This is a genomic window from Wenyingzhuangia heitensis (assembly GCF_011762155.1).
GTDB classification, from domain to species: domain Bacteria; phylum Bacteroidota; class Bacteroidia; order Flavobacteriales; family Flavobacteriaceae; genus Wenyingzhuangia; species Wenyingzhuangia heitensis.
In genome coordinates this window covers 59665-77684 of the sequence record NZ_JAASQL010000003.1, presented here as the reverse complement: position 1 = coordinate 77684, position 18020 = coordinate 59665, and the positions used below count along the sequence as shown (strand labels likewise).

The 18020-nt window shown below is 28.9% G+C and carries 17 protein-coding genes; 10 read left to right on the top strand and 7 right to left on the bottom strand.

Going from position 1 to position 18020, the window contains the following annotated elements; translation table 11 throughout:
* Window positions 1-57: 57 nt before the first annotated feature.
* From rfbD to rfbA, 3 genes are read right to left on the bottom strand one after another with little or no spacing between them, the layout of a single operon-like run.
* Window positions 58-915 carry a dTDP-4-dehydrorhamnose reductase gene (gene rfbD / locus FHR24_RS11175; protein WP_167188538.1) on the bottom strand — a complete coding sequence of 286 codons (858 nt, stop codon included), beginning with the start codon at window positions 913-915 and terminating at the stop codon, window positions 58-60.
* On the bottom strand, window positions 908-1480 hold the full coding sequence (gene rfbC, locus FHR24_RS11170; RefSeq protein ID WP_167188535.1) for a dTDP-4-dehydrorhamnose 3,5-epimerase: 573 nt from the start codon (window positions 1478-1480) through the stop codon (window positions 908-910). The genes rfbD and rfbC overlap by 8 nt, the downstream gene beginning before the upstream one ends.
* Before the next feature lies 1 nt (window position 1481).
* Complete coding sequence (rfbA, locus tag FHR24_RS11165) at window positions 1482-2357, bottom strand: glucose-1-phosphate thymidylyltransferase RfbA (RefSeq protein WP_167188532.1); 876 nt, start codon at window positions 2355-2357, stop codon at window positions 1482-1484.
* 157 nt (window positions 2358-2514) lie between these two features.
* Between rfbA and FHR24_RS11160 the strand changes: the two genes are divergently transcribed.
* The gene (locus FHR24_RS11160; protein WP_167188529.1) at window positions 2515-3303 is read left to right on the top strand and encodes a glycosyltransferase; all 789 of its coding nucleotides are present in this window, start codon (window positions 2515-2517) and stop codon (window positions 3301-3303) included.
* Here the strand turns inward: FHR24_RS11160 and ruvX are convergent.
* The gene (ruvX, locus tag FHR24_RS11155; protein WP_167188526.1) at window positions 3298-3705 is read right to left on the bottom strand and encodes a Holliday junction resolvase RuvX; all 408 of its coding nucleotides are present in this window, start codon (window positions 3703-3705) and stop codon (window positions 3298-3300) included. The two genes, FHR24_RS11160 and ruvX, sit on opposite strands and share 6 nt — an antisense overlap.
* 95 nt (window positions 3706-3800) lie before the next feature.
* Here ruvX and FHR24_RS11150 point away from each other — a divergent pair, with 95 nt between their 5' ends.
* The 3 genes from FHR24_RS11150 to FHR24_RS11140 are packed head-to-tail and all read left to right on the top strand — an operon-like array spanning window position 3801 to window position 6868.
* Window positions 3801-4676: a GT-D fold domain-containing glycosyltransferase gene (locus FHR24_RS11150; RefSeq protein WP_167188523.1), complete on the top strand. Its 876-nt coding sequence runs from the start codon at window positions 3801-3803 to the stop codon at window positions 4674-4676.
* A 4-nt stretch (window positions 4677-4680) separates the two neighbouring features.
* Window positions 4681-5790, top strand: coding sequence for a glycosyltransferase family 4 protein (locus FHR24_RS11145; protein ID WP_167188520.1), 1110 nt, complete (start codon window positions 4681-4683; stop codon window positions 5788-5790).
* A 1-nt stretch (window position 5791) separates the two neighbouring features.
* Window positions 5792-6868 carry a glycosyltransferase gene (locus tag FHR24_RS11140; protein WP_167188517.1) on the top strand — a complete coding sequence of 359 codons (1077 nt, stop codon included), beginning with the start codon at window positions 5792-5794 and terminating at the stop codon, window positions 6866-6868.
* On the opposite strand, the gene FHR24_RS11135 is transcribed toward FHR24_RS11140, so the two are convergent.
* Complete coding sequence (locus tag FHR24_RS11135; RefSeq protein WP_167188514.1) at window positions 6865-7605, bottom strand: glycosyltransferase domain-containing protein; 741 nt, start codon at window positions 7603-7605, stop codon at window positions 6865-6867. The two genes, FHR24_RS11140 and FHR24_RS11135, sit on opposite strands and share 4 nt — an antisense overlap.
* 303 nt (window positions 7606-7908) lie before the next feature.
* On the opposite strand from FHR24_RS11135, the gene FHR24_RS11130 reads away from it, so the two are divergent.
* Entirely contained in the window at window positions 7909-9018 is a 1110-nt protein-coding gene (locus tag FHR24_RS11130) for a glycosyltransferase family 4 protein (protein ID WP_167188511.1), read from the top strand.
* Window positions 9019-9060: 42 nt separating this feature from the next.
* Here the strand turns inward: FHR24_RS11130 and FHR24_RS11125 are convergent, their stop codons facing one another.
* A complete protein-coding gene (locus FHR24_RS11125) occupies window positions 9061-10299 on the bottom strand; it encodes a glycosyltransferase family 4 protein (RefSeq protein ID WP_167188508.1) in 1239 nt (412 codons plus the stop codon).
* A 281-nt stretch (window positions 10300-10580) separates the two neighbouring features.
* Between FHR24_RS11125 and FHR24_RS11120 the strand changes: the two genes are divergently transcribed.
* On the top strand, window positions 10581-11720 hold the full coding sequence (locus FHR24_RS11120) for a glycosyltransferase family 4 protein (protein WP_167188505.1): 1140 nt from the start codon (window positions 10581-10583) through the stop codon (window positions 11718-11720).
* On the top strand, window positions 11717-12562 hold the full coding sequence (locus FHR24_RS11115; RefSeq protein ID WP_167188502.1) for a glycosyltransferase family 2 protein: 846 nt from the start codon (window positions 11717-11719) through the stop codon (window positions 12560-12562). The genes FHR24_RS11120 and FHR24_RS11115 overlap by 4 nt, the downstream gene beginning before the upstream one ends.
* 157 nt (window positions 12563-12719) lie before the next feature.
* Here FHR24_RS11115 and FHR24_RS11110 read toward each other — a convergent pair whose 3' ends face one another.
* A complete protein-coding gene (locus tag FHR24_RS11110; protein WP_167188499.1) occupies window positions 12720-13931 on the bottom strand; it encodes a hypothetical protein in 1212 nt (403 codons plus the stop codon).
* Between the two features lie 201 nt (window positions 13932-14132).
* Between FHR24_RS11110 and FHR24_RS11105 the strand changes: the two genes are divergently transcribed.
* Genes FHR24_RS11105 through FHR24_RS11095 form a run of 3 tightly spaced genes read left to right on the top strand, consistent with a single transcriptional unit; the run spans window position 14133 to window position 17948 of the window.
* On the top strand, window positions 14133-15971 hold the full coding sequence (locus FHR24_RS11105; protein WP_167188496.1) for an ABC transporter ATP-binding protein: 1839 nt from the start codon (window positions 14133-14135) through the stop codon (window positions 15969-15971).
* A 16-nt stretch (window positions 15972-15987) separates the two neighbouring features.
* Entirely contained in the window at window positions 15988-16521 is a 534-nt protein-coding gene (locus FHR24_RS11100) for an L-threonylcarbamoyladenylate synthase (RefSeq protein ID WP_317166200.1), read from the top strand.
* A complete protein-coding gene (locus FHR24_RS11095; RefSeq protein ID WP_167188493.1) occupies window positions 16521-17948 on the top strand; it encodes a CCA tRNA nucleotidyltransferase in 1428 nt (475 codons plus the stop codon). The genes FHR24_RS11100 and FHR24_RS11095 overlap by 1 nt, the downstream gene beginning before the upstream one ends.
* Window positions 17949-18020: the final 72 nt, after the last annotated feature.

Here is an 18020-nt window from a genome sequence, read left to right as displayed (position 1 = left end):
TTTGTTTTGCTAGTTAGCTAAGCAATAAGTATCTCGCCTGTGCTTGATGCCCTATTTTTATAATTTTTCTAAACAATTTTTTAAAGAAGTTTTCCAATGTGGAATTTCAATATCAAAGGTTTTTTTAATTTTTGATTTGTTCATTAAACTAAATAAAGGTCTTTCTGCTGCTGTAGGATACTCCTTGGTTTCAATAGGCAACACTTTACAGTTTGTTTGGGTTTGACTAAAAATTTCAAAAGCAAAATCGTACCAACTACAAACTCCTTCATTAGAATAATGATAGGTTTCTACGTTTGTATTGGTCACTTTTGGTAAAATGTCTAACATGGTTTTTGCCAAATCATACGCATAGGTAGGAGTCCCTGTTTGATCTGCAATAATGGTTAACAACTCTCTAGTCTCGGCCAATTTTAACATGGTTTTTACAAAATTGTTTCCGTAAGTAGAGTACACCCAAGAAGTTCTAATAATTATAGAATTTGTTGGATTTATTTTCTTCATAGCTTCTTCTCCCAACCATTTTGTTTTTCCATAAACATTGATGGGATTTGGAGTATCGTCCTCTTTAAAACCTACATGGTTCATTCCGTTAAACACATAATCTGTAGAGGTATGTATTAGCTGAATATTTTGTGCTTTTGCTACCGTTGCCAAATTAAAAGTAGCAGTATTGTTTACAGCATTGCACAAATCTGTTTGTTCTTCCGCTTTGTCTACAGCCGTATAAGCTGCGCAATTTAAAATTACGTTGATATTGTTTGTAAGACAAAAATCTTCTACTTTTTTTAAATCAGTAATATCTAAAGTAGCAACATCTGTAAAAAAGAAATTGTACTGAGGATAGTTGTTTGCTAAAGATTGAATTTCAGATCCTAATTGACCGTTAGAACCTGTAACTAATACATTACTCATAATAATTGGTGTTATAGTCTAATAATTCGGCTTTTTCTAAAGTCGGGTTTTGAGTGTCTTTTTCGGACAAGACAAATTCATCAGGATTTAATTGCCAATCAATCCCTAAAGAAGCATCATCAAAAGCCAATCCTCTTTCGTTTTCAAAACTGTAAGGAGCATCTACTTTGTAGCTAAAAATGGCAGTGTCACTTAGTACAATAAATCCGTGAGCAAAACCTTTAGGAACTAGCAATTGTTTTTTGTTTTCTGCAGATAATTCTACAGCCACATGTTTTCCAAAAGTAGGAGATCCTTTACGGATATCTACCGCAACATCTATCACACTACCTTGTATCACTCGTACCAATTTGGTTTGTTCAAAACCATTAATTTGATAATGCAACCCTCTTAAAACTCCTTTGGTAGAGCTAGATTCGTTGTCTTGACAAAAATTGATTGTATATCCTAAAAATTCGGCAAGTGTATCTGCTTTGAATGATTCCATAAAATAACCTCTATGATCTCCAAAAACTTTGGGTTCACAAACAATTACATCTGGGATTTCTGTACGTGTAAATTTCATGTTATTTTTTGGCTCTTCTAATTAAGTATTGTCCGTATTCGTTCTTTTTCATTTCTTCTCCTAATAGGGTTAATTGCGTGTTAGAAATGTATCCTTGTTCAAAAGCAATTTCTTCTATACAAGCTACTTTTAACCCTTGTCTTTTTTCTATGGTATGTATAAAGTTAGAAGCTTCTAGCATGGATTCGTGTGTACCCGTGTCTAACCAAGCATAACCTCGACCCATTAATAAAACGTTTAATTCTTTCTGGTTTAAATAAGCCTGATTTACAGAAGTTATTTCTAACTCTCCTCTGTGGCTAGGTTTTACGTTTTGAGCTATGTTTACTACATTGTTAGGGTAAAAATACAAACCAGAAACAGCGTAATTACTTTTCGGTTCTTTAGGTTTTTCTTCTATGCTTAAAGCATTTTTGTCTTTGTCAAATTCAACAACTCCGTAACGTTGTGGATCACTAACGTAGTAACCAAAAATAGTTGCTTTTTGTTCTTCTTTACAACTTTTAATCGCTTGGGTTAGTAAATCAGGAAATCCTTGTCCGTAAAAAATATTATCTCCTAAAATTAAAGCAACATCATCATCTCCAATAAATTCTTTACCAATAATAAAAGCTTGTGCCAACCCTTCTGGATTGGGTTGTATTTCGTAAGAAAGTTGTATCCCTAATTGAGTCCCATCTCCTAATAAGTTTACAAAACGTTCTTGATCTTCGGGAGTGGTAATAATTAAAATATCCTTAATACCTGCTAATAACAATACAGATAAAGGATAGTATATCATAGGTTTGTCATAAATAGCTAATAATTGTTTGGAGGTGGCTTTGGTTAAAGGATACAACCTTGTTCCTGATCCTCCTGCTAGTATGATTCCTTTCATAATATGTTTTATTACAAATTAAAAGGATTTGTTATTCATTTGAAAGGTTTCAAAGTAATTATTATTAACAAACCTTAATAATAAAATAGAAGATTTAACAAAAATTATATTTTTAATTTCTATATAAAAGAATATTTTTGTCAAAAAACTTATTTTAATGGAGTTGTCTATCATTATATCTTACTACAAAGCTTTAGATAATTTAAAGCTGATTTTGAGTGCGTTAAATATGCAAAGTAAGCAGGGTTTTGAAGTAGTTATATCTGAAGACGATTGCAGTGATGTTACGGATGATTTTATAAAAAATGAAGCTCAGTATTATAATTTTAGAATACTACACACCAAGCAAAAAGAAGATAACGGTTTTAGAAAATGTGAAATGCTAAACAAATCTGTGCGTATTGCCAATGCAGATAAAGTGGTTTTTATTGATGGAGATTGCATTCCGCACAAGCATTTTGTAAAAACGTATGTTAAATTAATAGAGTCAGGTTATTTTTATTGTGGTAGACGAGTGATGTTGGGTAAACAAATTTCTGACAAATTAAAAGAATCAAAAGAAATAGAAAAGCTATCTTTTTTAAATGTATTGTTTTCTGATTCTAAAAAAAAGAAAGAAGGGTTTTATAGTTCTGTTTTAAATTTTAAAAAAGATAGAGGTATTTTAGGTTGTAATTGGGGTGTTATGAAAGAACATTTGTTAGCACTTAATGGTTTTGATGAGGATTATAAAATTGCTTCTGTAGGAGAAGATACCGATATTGAATGGAGATTAAGAAATAGCGGACTTAAAATGGCCTCCGTAAAAAATAAAGCTATTGTATATCATATTTTTCACGAAGAATGTTACTGCAAAAATGGCTTGCGTTTAAATATGGAATTAATGCAACCCAAAAAAGAAAACAATGCTATTGTGTGTAAAAATGGTTTGTCTAAAGGTTTATAAACTATCTAGATAGCCTTGTAAAATAATAGTCGCACTAATTTTGTCTACCAAACCTTTATTTTGTCTTTTCTTTTTACCAATACCGCTAGCAATCATAGTGTCAAAAGCCATTTTAGAAGTAAAACGTTCATCAAATCTAACAATAGGAATGTGGTATGTTGTTTTTAATTTTTTGATAAACTCCTTAATATACACTTCACTTTCGCTTTCTAAACCATTCATTTGTTTAGGTTCTCCAACTACAAAAAGATCTACTTGATTGTTTTTTAAATAGTTGTTTAGGTAACTAAAAATTTCTTTGGTAGGAACAGTATCCAAGCTAAAAGCCATCATTTTTAGATCATCAGTTTCTGCCAATCCGGTTCTTACGGTTCCGTAATCAAAAGAGAGTATTTTAGACATTTTTATTTTTAGTTTAGTTAGTAACAAAGATATCTGATGGATTGTAATTAATAAAACATAAAAGATTGTATTTTTGAGAAAAAGAAACTTAATCAGTGAAGCATTTAAAATATTACTTTCAAAAAAGAAAATATTCTATAAATAAAGATCAATCCGTTACAACTATGGGGATTGATGAAAGTTTTAATGAGGTATTTAGAAGGTTTGAAGAGAACAGACCATTTTACTATGTTCGTTTTGGTGATGGAGAGTTTTTAACTTTATTAGGAAAAAATCATAGAAATTATAAATACAACAATAATTTAGCCAAGGAGTTAGAGGCTTCTTTTTTAGTTGAAGATATTGATTATTTAATATCACTACCAATAAGTTATCCTTATGATGGATATTGGGTTCGTGGAATTTATGGGCGTTTTAATTGGGAAAATAAAATGATTGATTTAATAGGAGAAAACTCATATAAGTTAAAACCGGTTTATCACAATCCATGTATTATCCATATAATGATGATTTTTAAACCTAAAAAATTAAAAGAGCTATTAGATAATTATGTTAGACCAAAAAAGAAAATGTTTGTGGGGGGGGCATCTAAAGAAGATGCTGAAAAATTATATGGGAATATAGACTATTACATTCAAACACCTTTTAAACACGCATATGAAAGAATAGGAGAATGGTGGCCGTTAGTTGAGGAAAATATGCATAATGTAGATTTAATTATACCTAGTATAGGGAGTTCTTCCAATGTAGTTCAAGTAAGATTATGGAACGCGGGTATACGATGTTTTGTGTTTGATTTCGGATCTGTTATTGATGCTGTTAGTTTAAAACAAACAAGAACTTGGATTAGATTACAAGGGCATAAAGTTTTAAATATTTTATCAAAAGGAACAATAAAAATTAGTTTAAAACAAAAAATAATTTTCACATTAAAAGATGTAAAGTTCTTTTTTAAAAGACAAATTCAATAAAAACATGAGGGTCGGTTTTGATGCAAAACGAATTTTTCATAATATCACAGGTTTAGGAAACTACAGTAGAGATACGGTTAGAATAATGTCGAGTTATTTTTCTAAAAACTCTTATTTTTTGTACAATCCAAAACCAGGTAAAATAGATAGACTTAAAATTGCTGATAATTTAAAAGTTTGTTTTCCAAAAAGTAAAGTTTGGCAAAAGTTAAATTCTTTATGGAGGCAAAAAGCAATTGTAAAAGATTTAGTATCAGATAAAATTGAGATTTATCATGGGTTAACGAATGAATTGCCTGTAGGGATAGAAACCACAAATATTAAAACGGTAGTTACTATTCATGATTTAATTTTTGTTCGTTATCCAGAATTGTACTCTTATATAGATGGAAAAATCCATTACAAAAAATTTAAAAGAGCCGCTCAAGTTGCAGACAAGGTAATTGCAATTAGTGAGCAAACAAAAAGAGATATTGTTGAGTTTTTACAGGTCTCTCCAACAAAAATAGAGGTGGTGTATCAAGGATGTCATTCGGCATTTCAAAAAGATTACACATCTAAAGAAAAAGAACAAGTCGCTAAAAAGTATGATTTACCTAACAAGTATTTATTAAATGTAGGAACCATACAAGAGCGTAAAAATTTATTGACGATTGTAAAAGCCATCAAAAATACAAACCATTATTTGGTGGTGGTGGGAAAAGAAACCAATTACGCAGATAAGGTTAAAGCGTATATAAAAGAGAACAACATGCAAAACCGTGTTTGTTTTTTAAAAGGAGTAAGTATGGAAGAATTGGCAATCATTTACCAAAAAACTTCTATATTTATTTATCCAAGTATTTTTGAGGGGTTTGGAATTCCAATAGTAGAGGCATTGTATTCTAAAACTCCTGTAATATCTTCTGTAGGTAGTTGTTTTTCAGAAGCTGGTGGACCAGATTCTATATACATAGAACCGCATGATGATTTGGCATTGTTAAAAGAAATAAATAGAATAGAAAACGATACGTTATTGCAAGATAAAATGAAAGAACAAGGATGGAACTACGCTCAGCAATTTAACGATACGGTAATTGCCAACGCTATAATGGATTTGTATAAGGGACTGTAATATGAAAACAATTTGTTTATTTAATTCTGAACTGGCCTGGGGAGGTGGAGAAAAATGGCATTTAGAAACCTCATCTTATCTAAATAATAAAGATTATAGAGTTATTGTTTATTGTCATAAAAATGGAGAACTGCGTAAAAAATTAGAAAAGGACGGAATTGAAATTAGATTGATCTCTATTGGGAATTTGAGTTTTTTAAACCTTTTTAAAATTTTACAATTAATGTTTTTGTTTATAAAAGACAAGCCCAATGCTGTCATTTATAATATATCAAAAGATATTAAGGTAGGTGCTTTGGCGGCAAAATGGGCAGGTGTAAAGACAATTATTTACCGGAGAGGTAGTGCAATCCCTATAAAAAACAATTTTTTAAATAGATGGTATTTTAAAAACATAATATCTCAAATACTGGTGAATTCTTTTGAAACTAAAAAGACCATTAACCAGAAAAATGCCAATATGTTTCCTGAGGATAAAATAAAAGTAATTTATAACGGATTGCGGTTAAATCATTATAAGTTTAAAGAAAAGCAAGCAAAAGATATTTTTACCATAGGAAATTTAGGGAGGTTAGAGTATCAAAAAAATCAGACAGCGTTGTTAGATTTGGCCGTAGTTTTAAAACAAAAAATAACAGATTTTGAAATTGTAATAGGAGGAGATGGAAGGTTGTTACAAGAATTAAAGCAAAAAGCTGAGCAATTAAAAGTAACAGATGTTGTTAGGTTTACAGGCTATGTTACTAAGGTAAGCGAATTTATGTCGCAAATTGATGTGTTTGTGTTAACGTCTCATTGGGAGGGATTTGGTTATGTGGTTGCAGAAGCTTCCTACTTTAAAAAACCTGTAATTGCTTATAATGTAAGTAGTAATCCTGAAGTGGTTTTAGATAATAAAACAGGTTTTTTGGTAGCAAAAGATAATATTGAGCAAATAGTAAAACATGTTGTTGAATTGCAAAAAAATAGAGATTTAATAGCTCAAATGGGACTGGCAGGAAATACGTTTGTTAAAGAAAATTTTGATGCGAAAGTAAATCAGCAAAAGGTAGAGAATTATCTTTTGGAGTTGATTTAATACGTTCCTTTTAATAGCTTTTTAAGTTTTACTTTAAATAGTTTACGACTAAAATTTGTTCGGTTGGAGCCTAAGTTTAAAAACCAGTCATTCCTTTTTACTCCATTACCAGGTAAATAGTTTATGGTGAAATTAGTTTTCCAGGCTGCATAATTACAACTTAGCTGGTCTCTACGACTCCAAGAGGTTAGTTGTTGCCACCACTCGTTCATAAATTCAATTACCTTAGTATTGTTGTGATTTCTTATCAGTACAGAACCTCTTATCATACCATTGTCTTTAGGATATCCTTCAGATTTATAGTTTTCTAATTGAGCTTTCATGAGTTTAGGATCATCTTTAAACTCACCACGTAGTTCTCCTAAGTACAAAATATGTTCTAATTCTTTGTAAATACAATTTCTGGCATCTCCTGTAATTTTATTGTGATTAAAGCACATAAAGGTGTTGTCTTTGTATACTTTTTTTAAAAGAGAAGGAACGTTACCCGTAATTAAATAATTGACATCAAGATAAATACTAAGATCGTATTCTTTAAAAAATAAATGAGGCAGAATTTTTACGTACCTATTGTTTCTAGTAGGGTCATCAAACCAAGGCTCTACCTTTCTTACTTCCCAGTGTTTAGAGCTAATATCTTGATCTGTATAGCATACATACTTAACATTCTTAAATGCAGGTTGTTTAAAAAGACCAATTTTTTTTCCGAAAATGGCAGTATATATAACTGTTTTCATACGTTTTATTTAAGTACTAGACTTGTTAGCAAAGGAACAATTAATTTGTAATTGATGAAAGTAAAATTTCACGCAACCTTTTTGTTAAAGTTACGTCTATAAATATGGTTTGGTTATGAATAAACTTATTTTGATAGATTATGTTTTAGGTCTTGAACAATTATATGCTTTGCTAGACGTTTGATAAGTGTTATCTTTGTTGCTTTATATTTTTACGAAGTGTTAATTTATTGTTAACGAAAAGTGTTGAGTTGTTTTAAGCAAATCATATGTTTAGATAAACTATTTAGGAGTGAAAATTGAATGAAAAAGAAAAAAATAAAAGTTTTAGTAGATCTAGAAAGGCTGAGATATTCCAATTCAGGGATTGCAAATGTTTTTAAAAACCTTGCTAAAGGCTTATCGGAGATAGTAACCAAAGAATCTAAAAGTAAAATAGATTTATATGGTCCGTTAACTCCTTTGAAAAACTTAAATACTAGCTTTCCATTAATAAAAAGAGAGTCTTTTCATAAAATTGTTCCTTTTTATAGTTTTAGTTACGATGTGTTACATACAAGTCATCAGTTATCTTCATATTTTAGATTTAAAAGATTTTGTCAGAAAAAAATTGTAACACTACATGATTTAAATTTTCTGCATGAAAATATTTCTGAAAAAAAATATAAAAAAGAGTTAAACAAGGTCCGCAAAAACTTAAAAAATGCGGATGTTATTGTTTGTATATCAGAGTTTGTAAAGCAAGATTTTTTGTCTAATAAAAGTCTGTTTTCTTTTGATAAAGAACCTAAAGTTAAAGTTGTACATAATGGGATTTCTTTTCCAGACACTAAAGTTAATTACGATTTAGGAGCCTTTTCTTTTTTAAAAGAGAAAAATTATGTTTTAAACATAGGAGTTTTGTTTGCCAAAAAAAATCAATTGTCTTTGGTTAAAATGTTGCCTTATATTAAAGAAGATTTGGTTTTTGTCGTTTCAGGGGAAAATCAGTTTTATGCTAAGGAAATTCAAATAGAAATACAAAAACTAGAACTTACAGACCGTGTGCATTTTTGTTACCATGTGTCTGATGAGCAAAAGTGGGCTTTGATACAAAATTGTAAGGTTATGTGTCACCCTTCTACAGCAGAAGGTTTTGGAATACCTCCTATAGAGGCTATGTGCTTTGGAAAACCTGTCTTTTTAAGCAAACTAACCAGTTTGCCAGAAATAGGTGGTGATGTTGCTTTTTATTTTGATGATTTTGAAACTAAAAACATGGTAGCTAGTTACAAGAGAGGAGTGGAATTGTTTGATGCTAGTCCCCAGAAAATGAGAGAGCAGTTAATTAATAGATCTAAAGAATTTGATTATAAAGTAATGGCTTCTCAATATTATAAGATATATCAATCTTTATTAATAAAAAATAATTAAACAGTTTTAAAATAATAGTCGTTTAGCTAGACTAGATCAGAATTAAGAATTTTTAATAAACTTAATAGCTGAGTCAAATTTTTCTATAATATGTGGCCAAGTGTAATTCTGTTTAACATACTTCCTTGCTTTCTCTCCATGTTGTTTTAATTCATGTTCAGAAAGACTCATTAATTTATTGATGGTATTGTAAAATTCATTTTCATTATGATAGTAAAATCCAGAATCGCTATTTGTAATATGATTTTTTAGAACTTCACAATTCCCATTAGCAATAACTATCTTTTTTTCAAACATAGCTTCTAGTGTAACCATGGATAAACTTTCATAATATGATGGGATTATCAAAGCTTCACAATTTAATAAAAGATGTTGTTTTACATTATTTGAAACAAATCCAGTGAAAATTATATCATTATTAGGAAGTAGCTTAGGGTTTTTCTTTCCAACAAAAATTAACTTTAACTTTAAATTAGGATTTGATACTTTAAATTTATTGAAAAAATCATAAAGTTCAAAGCACCCTTTTCCTCCTTCAATTCTACCTATATATAACAGATATTTAAATGAGTAGTTGTGCTCAGGTTGTTGATTATAATTAACTTGTTCTAGTCCAATTCCTGCAATATTATTACGTTTTGTTTTTGCTATTTTATGGTTTGCCTCTATAAGCTTTTTTTCAAAAGAAGTGTTGTACATTATGAATTTCGCATTTTTATAAGTACTGTTGTAAACAGATGCATAAAATTCTGGTTCATCATGTGCTGTGGGTACGTATATACTTTTGTTGCCTACAATTTTTAAGCCTTCAACTGTTGTGTAATATAGATATGTGAAAAAAATAAAACAATCATACTGGTCTTTATTTGTATAGATATATTCAACTAATTCGGGGCTATTAGGCCCAACTGATTTTAACCAGAGATCATTTTCCTTTTCTGTTGCTTCAAAATATTTTCTTTTATTAAAAAATGAATAAAGACCTACTTTGGATAATAATTGTTGAAATTTTGTTCTTTTAAGAATAATTCGTCTATATTTTCTGAATTTTTTATCTGGTTTAGATGAAGTACAAGAAAAACGTTTTGTTTTAATATTATCTATATATTCTAAATCTTCAGAGTAATAATCTTTCCAATTAGAGTGATCTACTGCTTTTGTTGTTAGAATAGTAATTTCATAATCAATGCTTAGTTTTTTAGCTAAAAGTCTAGCGTGTGTTTCTGCCCCTCCATTGATTTCGTCTCCATATCGTTGTATTACGATAGCTATTTTAGTCATTTTTTTTAATTAAAAAGATAAAAGTAATCATTTTAAGTTTAAATTTGGTGTTTCGATTATTTTGGAAAATGTTAGATCAACAAGTTGTGCTGATTGACAAAATGTTTATATTTTAAGTTGAAAATGAAAGAATGATAAAAAAGGTTTAACTGTAATCAAAAATTGAAATTTTAGACATATGATTTACATTTTTTTGTGATAAATGTAGCAAGAAAAATAGGGTTGTATTGATAAAAGAAAGTAAAAATTTAAAGAATAGTAGTGTTAAAATAATTATGTAAATGAAACTTTTAATAGATCCCCAAGTATTTAACTTTCAGAAATATGGAGGTATATCAAGATACTATACAGAAATATTTTCTAGAATAGAAAAACAAACAAATAATAAAATTATAAATCCTATTTATAATTCAAGAAATATATACTTTAATGAAAGTATTCTAATAGGACCTAAGCAAATTTTACATAATTTTATTTATTTACTTATGAAACTCCTAGGTAAAAATTTAAGAGATTATTATGATAAAAAAAATATAAAAAAAACAATAAGTAAATTAACTAAAGGAGAATTTGATGTCTTTGTAACGACTTATTATAATCCTTATTTTTTGGATTACATAGGTGACAAGCCTTTTGTAGTAACAGTTTACGACATGATTCATGAATTGTTTCCGGAATATTTTCAAGATGATTCTTTTAATGTAGTTCAGAATAAAGAGATTCTATTAAAAAAAGCTTCTAAAATTATAGCTGTTTCAAAAAACACTAAAAAAGATATTTTAAGATTTTATCCTGAAATTGATGAGAAAAAAATTGAAGTTGTTTATCATGGACAATCAATCAAAAAATCGGATTTTAATATACCAAGCATAAAACTTCCTCAGAAATATATCCTATACGTAGGAAGTAGAGCTACATATAAAAATTTCGAGTTTTTTTTAGATTCTGTTACACCAATTTTAAAAAATGATGCTAGTATTAGTGTTTTATTTGCTGGGGCTGGTGAGTTTACAGAAGAAGAGTGTGGTAAGTTTAAAGCTTTAGGGATAATGAATCAAGTAAATCAATATGATTTTAAGGAAAATGAATTAGGTACAATATATAATAAAGCATTGTGTTTTGTGTTTCCTTCTAAATATGAAGGGTTCGGTATTCCTGTTTTAGAGGCTATGTATTGTGGGTGTCCTGTTGTTTTAACAAATTATAGCTCATTTCCTGAGGTTTCTGATAATGCAGGTGTTTATTATGAGAAAGATAGTGTAGAAGATTTGAGAGACAAAATAGTGATGCTAATAAATAATTCAGAAAAACGAAAAAAGCATATTGATTTGGGGTATAAAAGAATTCAACTATTTAACTGGGATATTGCCACAGAAGAATGTAGTAAAGTTTATAAAAGTGTATTAAAAAATAATTCATGAATAAGGTATCAATAATTACAATTAATTATAACAATGAAAAAGGATTAGTAAAGACTATTAATAGTGTTGAAAATCAGAGTTATAAAGAGTTTGAGTTTATTATAGTTGACGGAAATAGTGATGATGATTCAAAAAATGTTATTGAAAGATGTAAAAGAAAAGACAAGTATATATCTGAAAAAGATAAAGGTGTATACAATGCTATGAATAAAGGAATAAAAATGGCTTCTAATGAATATGTTATTTTTATGAATAGTGGAGATATTTTTTACGATGATTTTGTTTTAGAGAAAATTGTACCAGAACTAAATCAAAGTATAGATTTAGTATATGGAAATACATTATATTATAATGATGATGGTTATGAGAGAGAAGAATTCCCTCCCAAAAAAATGACTTATAGTTTTTTAAGAGTTGGAGGAATTAATCATCAAGCAGCTTTCATTAGGAAACAATTGTTTTATGAAACCTTTTTTTATAATGAAGATTATAAAATTTGTTCTGATTGGGAGTTTTTTATAAGAAACATCTGCTTGAATAGTATTTCTTATAAAAAAATTGAGCTTTTTATCTGTAAATATGATTTTTCAGGAATATCAGCTGATCCCAAAAACTTGGATCTTTATTATAATGAGCGAAATTTTACTTTAAACTCTTATTTTGACTCTTTTTTCGATGATTTTTATGAAAGTAAATTATCAAGGATAAGTCCAAAGAGGTTAAAGCATTTTATTTACTTTAGTCAAAAAATATATTCGTGGAAAATAATCAAGTTACTGTTTAATGTATTGATTTTATTTACATCTAAAAGTGAATTAAATAAATTTATGGAAAAAACATAAAATGGATATATTAAATAGATACTGCTTCAAGTATTGTTATATATAATGAAGGAAATAGTATTAAAAACTAAAATTTCTATTAGAAAAAGATTGTTTTTGATAAAGGTATAATACTTTATGATGAATTCTAAAAGTAGACAAATAATAGTAAAAGAACTTACCTGTTTTTTTTAATATAATTTTTTTTAATTTTTTTTACTGTTTTACTAAGGATGTATAATATACTTTTATTTTGAAGTTTTATTATATCAATTTTAGTTTTACACTGTTCTTTGGTGATCTTTTCTATATTGTTGCTTAGTTCAGTCGCTAGTTGTTGAGTTTTAACTAAATCGTTATTTATGGACTCTAATAGTGTTTTATAAACTTCATGAGGTTTGAGTTCTAATTCTAGTATAAACTTGTAACCCCAATAAGTGTTTCTTATAGGTCTAATATCAAGGTAGTCAATAGTTAATTGTTTTGAAAGGCTATTGTTAGAGGTATCAAACATATAATTCCAAAAATTTTCGTCCATTGTGTAGGGAACGCTTTTACAATCATCAGATATATATAAGCTAGAAAACTGTGTTACTTTTTTGTTAAAGAATTTGGCTTCCTTGGCAACGCTAGAAGATACTGTAATTACGTGCTCTATACAATCAGAACTAAGAAGTCTGTAAATTTCTATATCAGTGTTAATAATATTTGTTGCGTTTGCAATTTTATCGTTATTTTTTTTAGCAAAGGGATGTGGCTTGTAATAAATAGTATTATAGTTAGAAGCAATCTTAATGATTTCATCAAAATAATCATCTAAGTTTGTATACTTTATTCCATCCCAAACAGACAAATCAGCTTCTACTTGCCCTATTAAAAGGATACTTTTAGGTTGAATATCTAAAGGAGATTGTTTGTTATTGACAAGGTTTTTAACGTAATTAGCTTGTTGTTGATAATAGTTAATACCTAAATTACTTACTTCAACTATTTTTTGTTGTAATTCTTTATCATTAGAACTTAAGGTAAAGGTTTGTCTATTAGAATACCTTAGTGGACTAAAATAAATATAAATAATTTTAGGGTGTATTTGTTCTAAAATAATGCGAGTTTCTTCACAGCATTCAAAAGCTATAACGTAATCAAAAGAGGGGATTGTTTCTTTTAAATAATTAGTTATTTTAGTAATAGAAGAGTTTTTTAGTACGGAAGTATAGGGTTTCTTTGGGAGTTCTGGTCCTATATTAGACTCGTTCGGTTTTAGAATATCGTTTATTTTAGTAATGGTATATTTTTTATTCGAAAACCATAAATTAGCTAACCAATCGTGGTTTGTAGGCAAATGATCTACAGGATGTTTATAAATATCAGTTAAAAATAAAATCTTCATACTACTTTTTTAAAACTAAAAATAAATTTATATATGTTTTATTAAACTAAACATATTATTTTTTTATTTAAAGTTGATTTAGAAAAGCTAAAATAACGGATATATTTTGAAGGTTTGCTTTATAGTTTTAAAGTTTTAAGATAAAATTAAGGCTAGTTACAATTATAAAATATATAAATTTGCATTAACAAATTAATTTAAATGAATAACCTAAAGCATTTTTTTAAATACTTGGCTCCTTATAAGCTAAATTTTTTCTCAAGTATTTTCTTTAACTTTTTATACTCCTTTTTTTCGGCATTGTCTATGTTGTCTCTAATGCCAGTTATGAATGTACTTTTTAAAGAATCAGAAAAAGTGTATGAAAAACCTGTTTTTACTGGTTTTAGTAGCTTAAATAAAGATAGTTTAGAAGATTTTCTTAATTATTTTATAACAACAAATACGCAAGAAAAAGGAGCTTTTAGTACTTTAATTTGGATGATGATTTTTATGATCATAGCCTTCTTTTTAAAGAATTTATTTGCATACTTATCTATGGTCTATATGACCTATTTAAATAATGGAGTTTTAAAAGATTTAAGGAATGATGTTTATAATAAAGTTACTTCTTTAAATGTTTCTTTCTTTTCAGGAGAGAAAAAAGGGGACTTAATATCTAGAATGACAGCTGATATTACGACCATTAAGACATCATTTATGAATGCAATTATGATGATTGGTAGAGAGCCTTTAACATTGTTATTTACTTTAGGAGCAATGCTATGGATTAGTTGGAAGTTAACCATTTTTGTGTTAGTATTCCTACCAATAGCTGGTTTGTTAATATCAAGATTAGGTAGAACGATAAAGAGTATTTCTGGTGATATTTTTGCTATGGAAGGAAATTTACTTTCTAAAATAGAAGAAACACTTGGGGGAATAAAGATTATTAAAAACTTTACAGCAGAAACTTTTTTTAAAAATAAATTTAGCAAACAAGCGGAACAGATTAATTATATGAATAATGTAATTGGTGCTAGAATGGCTATGGCAGGGCCACTGAGTGAATTTTTAGGAGTTTTTACAATCTCTATTTTATTTGTTTATGGAGGAACTTTAGTGTTAGTAGAAGAGAGTTTGACTGGTGGAGCATTCATTACTTATATGGGGCTGGCTTATCAAATTTTAACGCCAGCAAAAGCTATGGCAAAAGCAAGTCACGCAATTCAAGGAGGAAATGCTGCTTCTGAAAGAGTACGTTTTATTCTGGATGCTTTAAACCCATTAAAAGATAAAGAAGGAGCCAAAGTGATTGATGGATTTAATAAAGAAATTAGATTTGAAAATGTCTCTTTTAAATATGATAATGAATATGTACTAAGAGATTTTAATTTAACCGTTCCTAAAGGAAAAACAATAGCTTTGGTAGGAGAGTCTGGTAGTGGTAAATCTACATTGGCAAATTTAGTAACTAGGTTTTATGATGTGAATGAAGGTAGAATTACATTTGATGGTTTAGATATTAAAGAAGTTACCACAAAGTCTTTAAGAAGTCAAATGGGAATTGTAGCACAAGATTCAATACTATTTAACGATACTATATCAAATAATATATCATTGGGTGTAGATGAAGCTTCTCAAGAAGATGTGGTAAGAGCTGCAAAAATTGCAAATGCTCACAACTTTATTACAGAATTTGAAAAAGGATATCAAAGTAATGTAGGAGATGGAGGGAATTCACTTTCAGGTGGACAACGTCAAAGAGTTGCCATTGCAAGAGCGGTTCTAAAAAACCCTCCTATTATGATTTTAGATGAAGCCACTTCTGCTTTAGATACTGAATCTGAAAAAGTAGTACAAGATGCTTTAGAAAAAATGATGAATAATAAAACATCTATTGTTATTGCACATAGATTGTCTACCGTAAAAAATGCAGACTTAATTGTAGTCATGAAAAAGGGTAGAATTGTAGAACAAGGAACCCACCAAGATTTAATAGCAATGGGAGGAATGTATTCTAAACTAGTTAGTTTACAATCTTTAGATATTTTAAATTAAGATTATTAATATAGTTGTGGGATTTATAAAAAATAAAACAATTTTATACCCAACAGATACCGTTTGGGGAATTGGTTGTGATGCTACAAATGAAATTTTAGTAACTAAAATTTATAAAATTAAAAATAGAGAAGAAGCTAAGAGTTTAGTTGTATTAGTAGATTCTTTAGAAATGTTACAGCAATATGTTGCTAAAGTTCCTTTAAAAGCTATAGAAATATTAAAAAAAGCAACAAATCCAACAACTATCGTTTATGACAATCCCGTTGGTTTAGCAAAAAATGCCATAGGAAAAGATAATACTATCGCTATAAGAATAGCTTCGGATACATTTTGTAAAGAAATGATTCGCAACTATGGAAAGCCTATTATCTCTACCTCAGCAAATATTAGTGGAGAAGCTACACCAAAACAGTTTTCGGAAATAAACCCAGCTATTTTGAATGCAGTAGATTATGTAGTAGATTTGCACCACGATAAAATTTGTGAAAAATCCTCGACCATTATCAAGGTCACAAATCAAAATCAGGTAACCGTAATAAGACCTTAATGCGAATTTTAGAGAATTATACCCAAGCCATTCAACATTCCGTTTTTGAATACATTACTCAAGCAGCCAAAAATTTAAGCGTAGATGCATATGTGATTGGCGGTTTTGTACGTGATTTTGTTTTAGAACGTGGTACAGCAAAAGATATTGATGTAGTTGCGATTGGTAGCGGAATTGATTTAGCTTTAAAAGTAGCAGAATTGTTACCAAACAAACCTAAAGTTCAGGTTTTTAAAACCTATGGTACCGCTATGTTAAGGTATCAAGACATAGAAATTGAATTTGTAGGGGCTAGAAAAGAATCATATTCTGAAGATAGTAGAAATCCACAAGTAGAAGAAGGGACTTTAAAAGACGACCAGAACCGAAGAGATTTTACCATTAACGCATTGGCTATTTCTTTAAATGAAAATAGTTTAGGAGCTTTGTTAGATCCTTTTGATGGAGTAGCAGACTTACAAGCTAAAATTATTAGAACTCCTTTAGATCCAGACATTACTTATTCTGATGATCCTTTAAGAATGATGCGTGCCATTCGTTTTGCGACTCAGTTAAATTTTGAAATAGAAAAAGAATCTTTAGAAGCTATTTTAAAAAATCAAGAGCGATTAAAAATCATTACCCGAGAAAGAGTTATGGTTGAGGTGAATAAGATATTAGAAGCTCCAGTTCCATCCATTGGTTTTTTACATTTAGAACAAACAGGTTTGTTACAACAAATATTGCCAGAATTAACCGATTTAAAGGGAGTACAAGAGGTAGAAGGACAAAAACACAAAGATAATTTTTACCATACGTTAGAGGTGGTAGATAATATTTCTGAAAACACAGAAGATGTTTGGTTACGTTGGGCTGCGTTGTTACACGATATTGGTAAAGCACCTACAAAACGTTTTTCTAAAAAAGTAGGGTGGACGTTTCATAATCACGAATTTGTAGGATCTAAAATGGTTTATAAATTATTTAAGAGATTAAAATTACCTTTAAATAACAAAATGAAATTTGTTCAAAAAATGGTGTTGTTAAGTTCTAGACCTATTGTTTTGGCATCAGAAGTTACGGACTCTGCCATTCGTAGATTGGTATTTGATGCAGGTGATGATATAGAAAGTCTAATGACGTTGTGTGAGGCAGATATAACGACTAAAAACCCAAACAAGTTTAAAAGATACCATAACAACTTTAAAATTGTTAGAGAAAAAATTAAAGAAGTAGAAGAGAGGGATAAGGTTCGTAATTTTGAACCACCTATTACAGGGGAAATTATTATGAAAACTTTTGATTTAAAACCTTGTAGAGAAATAGGTCAGATTAAAGACTATATAAAAGAGTCTATTTTAGATGGTGTCATTCCTAATGATTACCAAGAAGCTTATCAACTAATGATCAAAAGAGGCGAAAAGCTAGGTTTACAAATTAAGGTCTAGTAATCTTATATATTTATAGTATTTAAAAAGTCAAAGAAATTTCTTTGGCTTTTTTGTTTATAACTCAAGGTT

Excerpts from the sequence above, each read along its gene's own strand:
- rfbD (WP_167188538.1), bottom strand. The coding sequence starts at position 915 with ATGAGTAATGTATTAGTTACAGGTTCTAACGGTCAATTAGGATCTGAA.
- rfbC (WP_167188535.1), bottom strand. The coding sequence starts at position 1,480 with ATGAAATTTACACGTACAGAAATCCCAGATGTAATTGTTTGTGAACCC.
- rfbA (WP_167188532.1), bottom strand. The coding sequence starts at position 2,357 with ATGAAAGGAATCATACTAGCAGGAGGATCAGGAACAAGGTTGTATCCT.
- FHR24_RS11160 (WP_167188529.1), top strand. The coding sequence starts at position 2,515 with ATGGAGTTGTCTATCATTATATCTTACTACAAAGCTTTAGATAATTTA.
- ruvX (WP_167188526.1), bottom strand. The coding sequence starts at position 3,705 with ATGTCTAAAATACTCTCTTTTGATTACGGAACCGTAAGAACCGGATTG.
- FHR24_RS11145 (WP_167188520.1), top strand. The coding sequence starts at position 4,681 with ATGAGGGTCGGTTTTGATGCAAAACGAATTTTTCATAATATCACAGGT.
- FHR24_RS11140 (WP_167188517.1), top strand. The coding sequence starts at position 5,792 with ATGAAAACAATTTGTTTATTTAATTCTGAACTGGCCTGGGGAGGTGGA.
- FHR24_RS11135 (WP_167188514.1), bottom strand. The coding sequence starts at position 7,605 with ATGAAAACAGTTATATATACTGCCATTTTCGGAAAAAAAATTGGTCTT.
- FHR24_RS11130 (WP_167188511.1), top strand. The coding sequence starts at position 7,909 with ATGAAAAAGAAAAAAATAAAAGTTTTAGTAGATCTAGAAAGGCTGAGA.
- FHR24_RS11125 (WP_167188508.1), bottom strand. The coding sequence starts at position 10,299 with ATGACTAAAATAGCTATCGTAATACAACGATATGGAGACGAAATCAAT.
- FHR24_RS11120 (WP_167188505.1), top strand. The coding sequence starts at position 10,581 with ATGAAACTTTTAATAGATCCCCAAGTATTTAACTTTCAGAAATATGGA.
- FHR24_RS11115 (WP_167188502.1), top strand. The coding sequence starts at position 11,717 with ATGAATAAGGTATCAATAATTACAATTAATTATAACAATGAAAAAGGA.
- FHR24_RS11110 (WP_167188499.1), bottom strand. The coding sequence starts at position 13,931 with ATGAAGATTTTATTTTTAACTGATATTTATAAACATCCTGTAGATCAT.
- FHR24_RS11105 (WP_167188496.1), top strand. The coding sequence starts at position 14,133 with ATGAATAACCTAAAGCATTTTTTTAAATACTTGGCTCCTTATAAGCTA.
- FHR24_RS11095 (WP_167188493.1), top strand. The coding sequence starts at position 16,521 with ATGCGAATTTTAGAGAATTATACCCAAGCCATTCAACATTCCGTTTTT.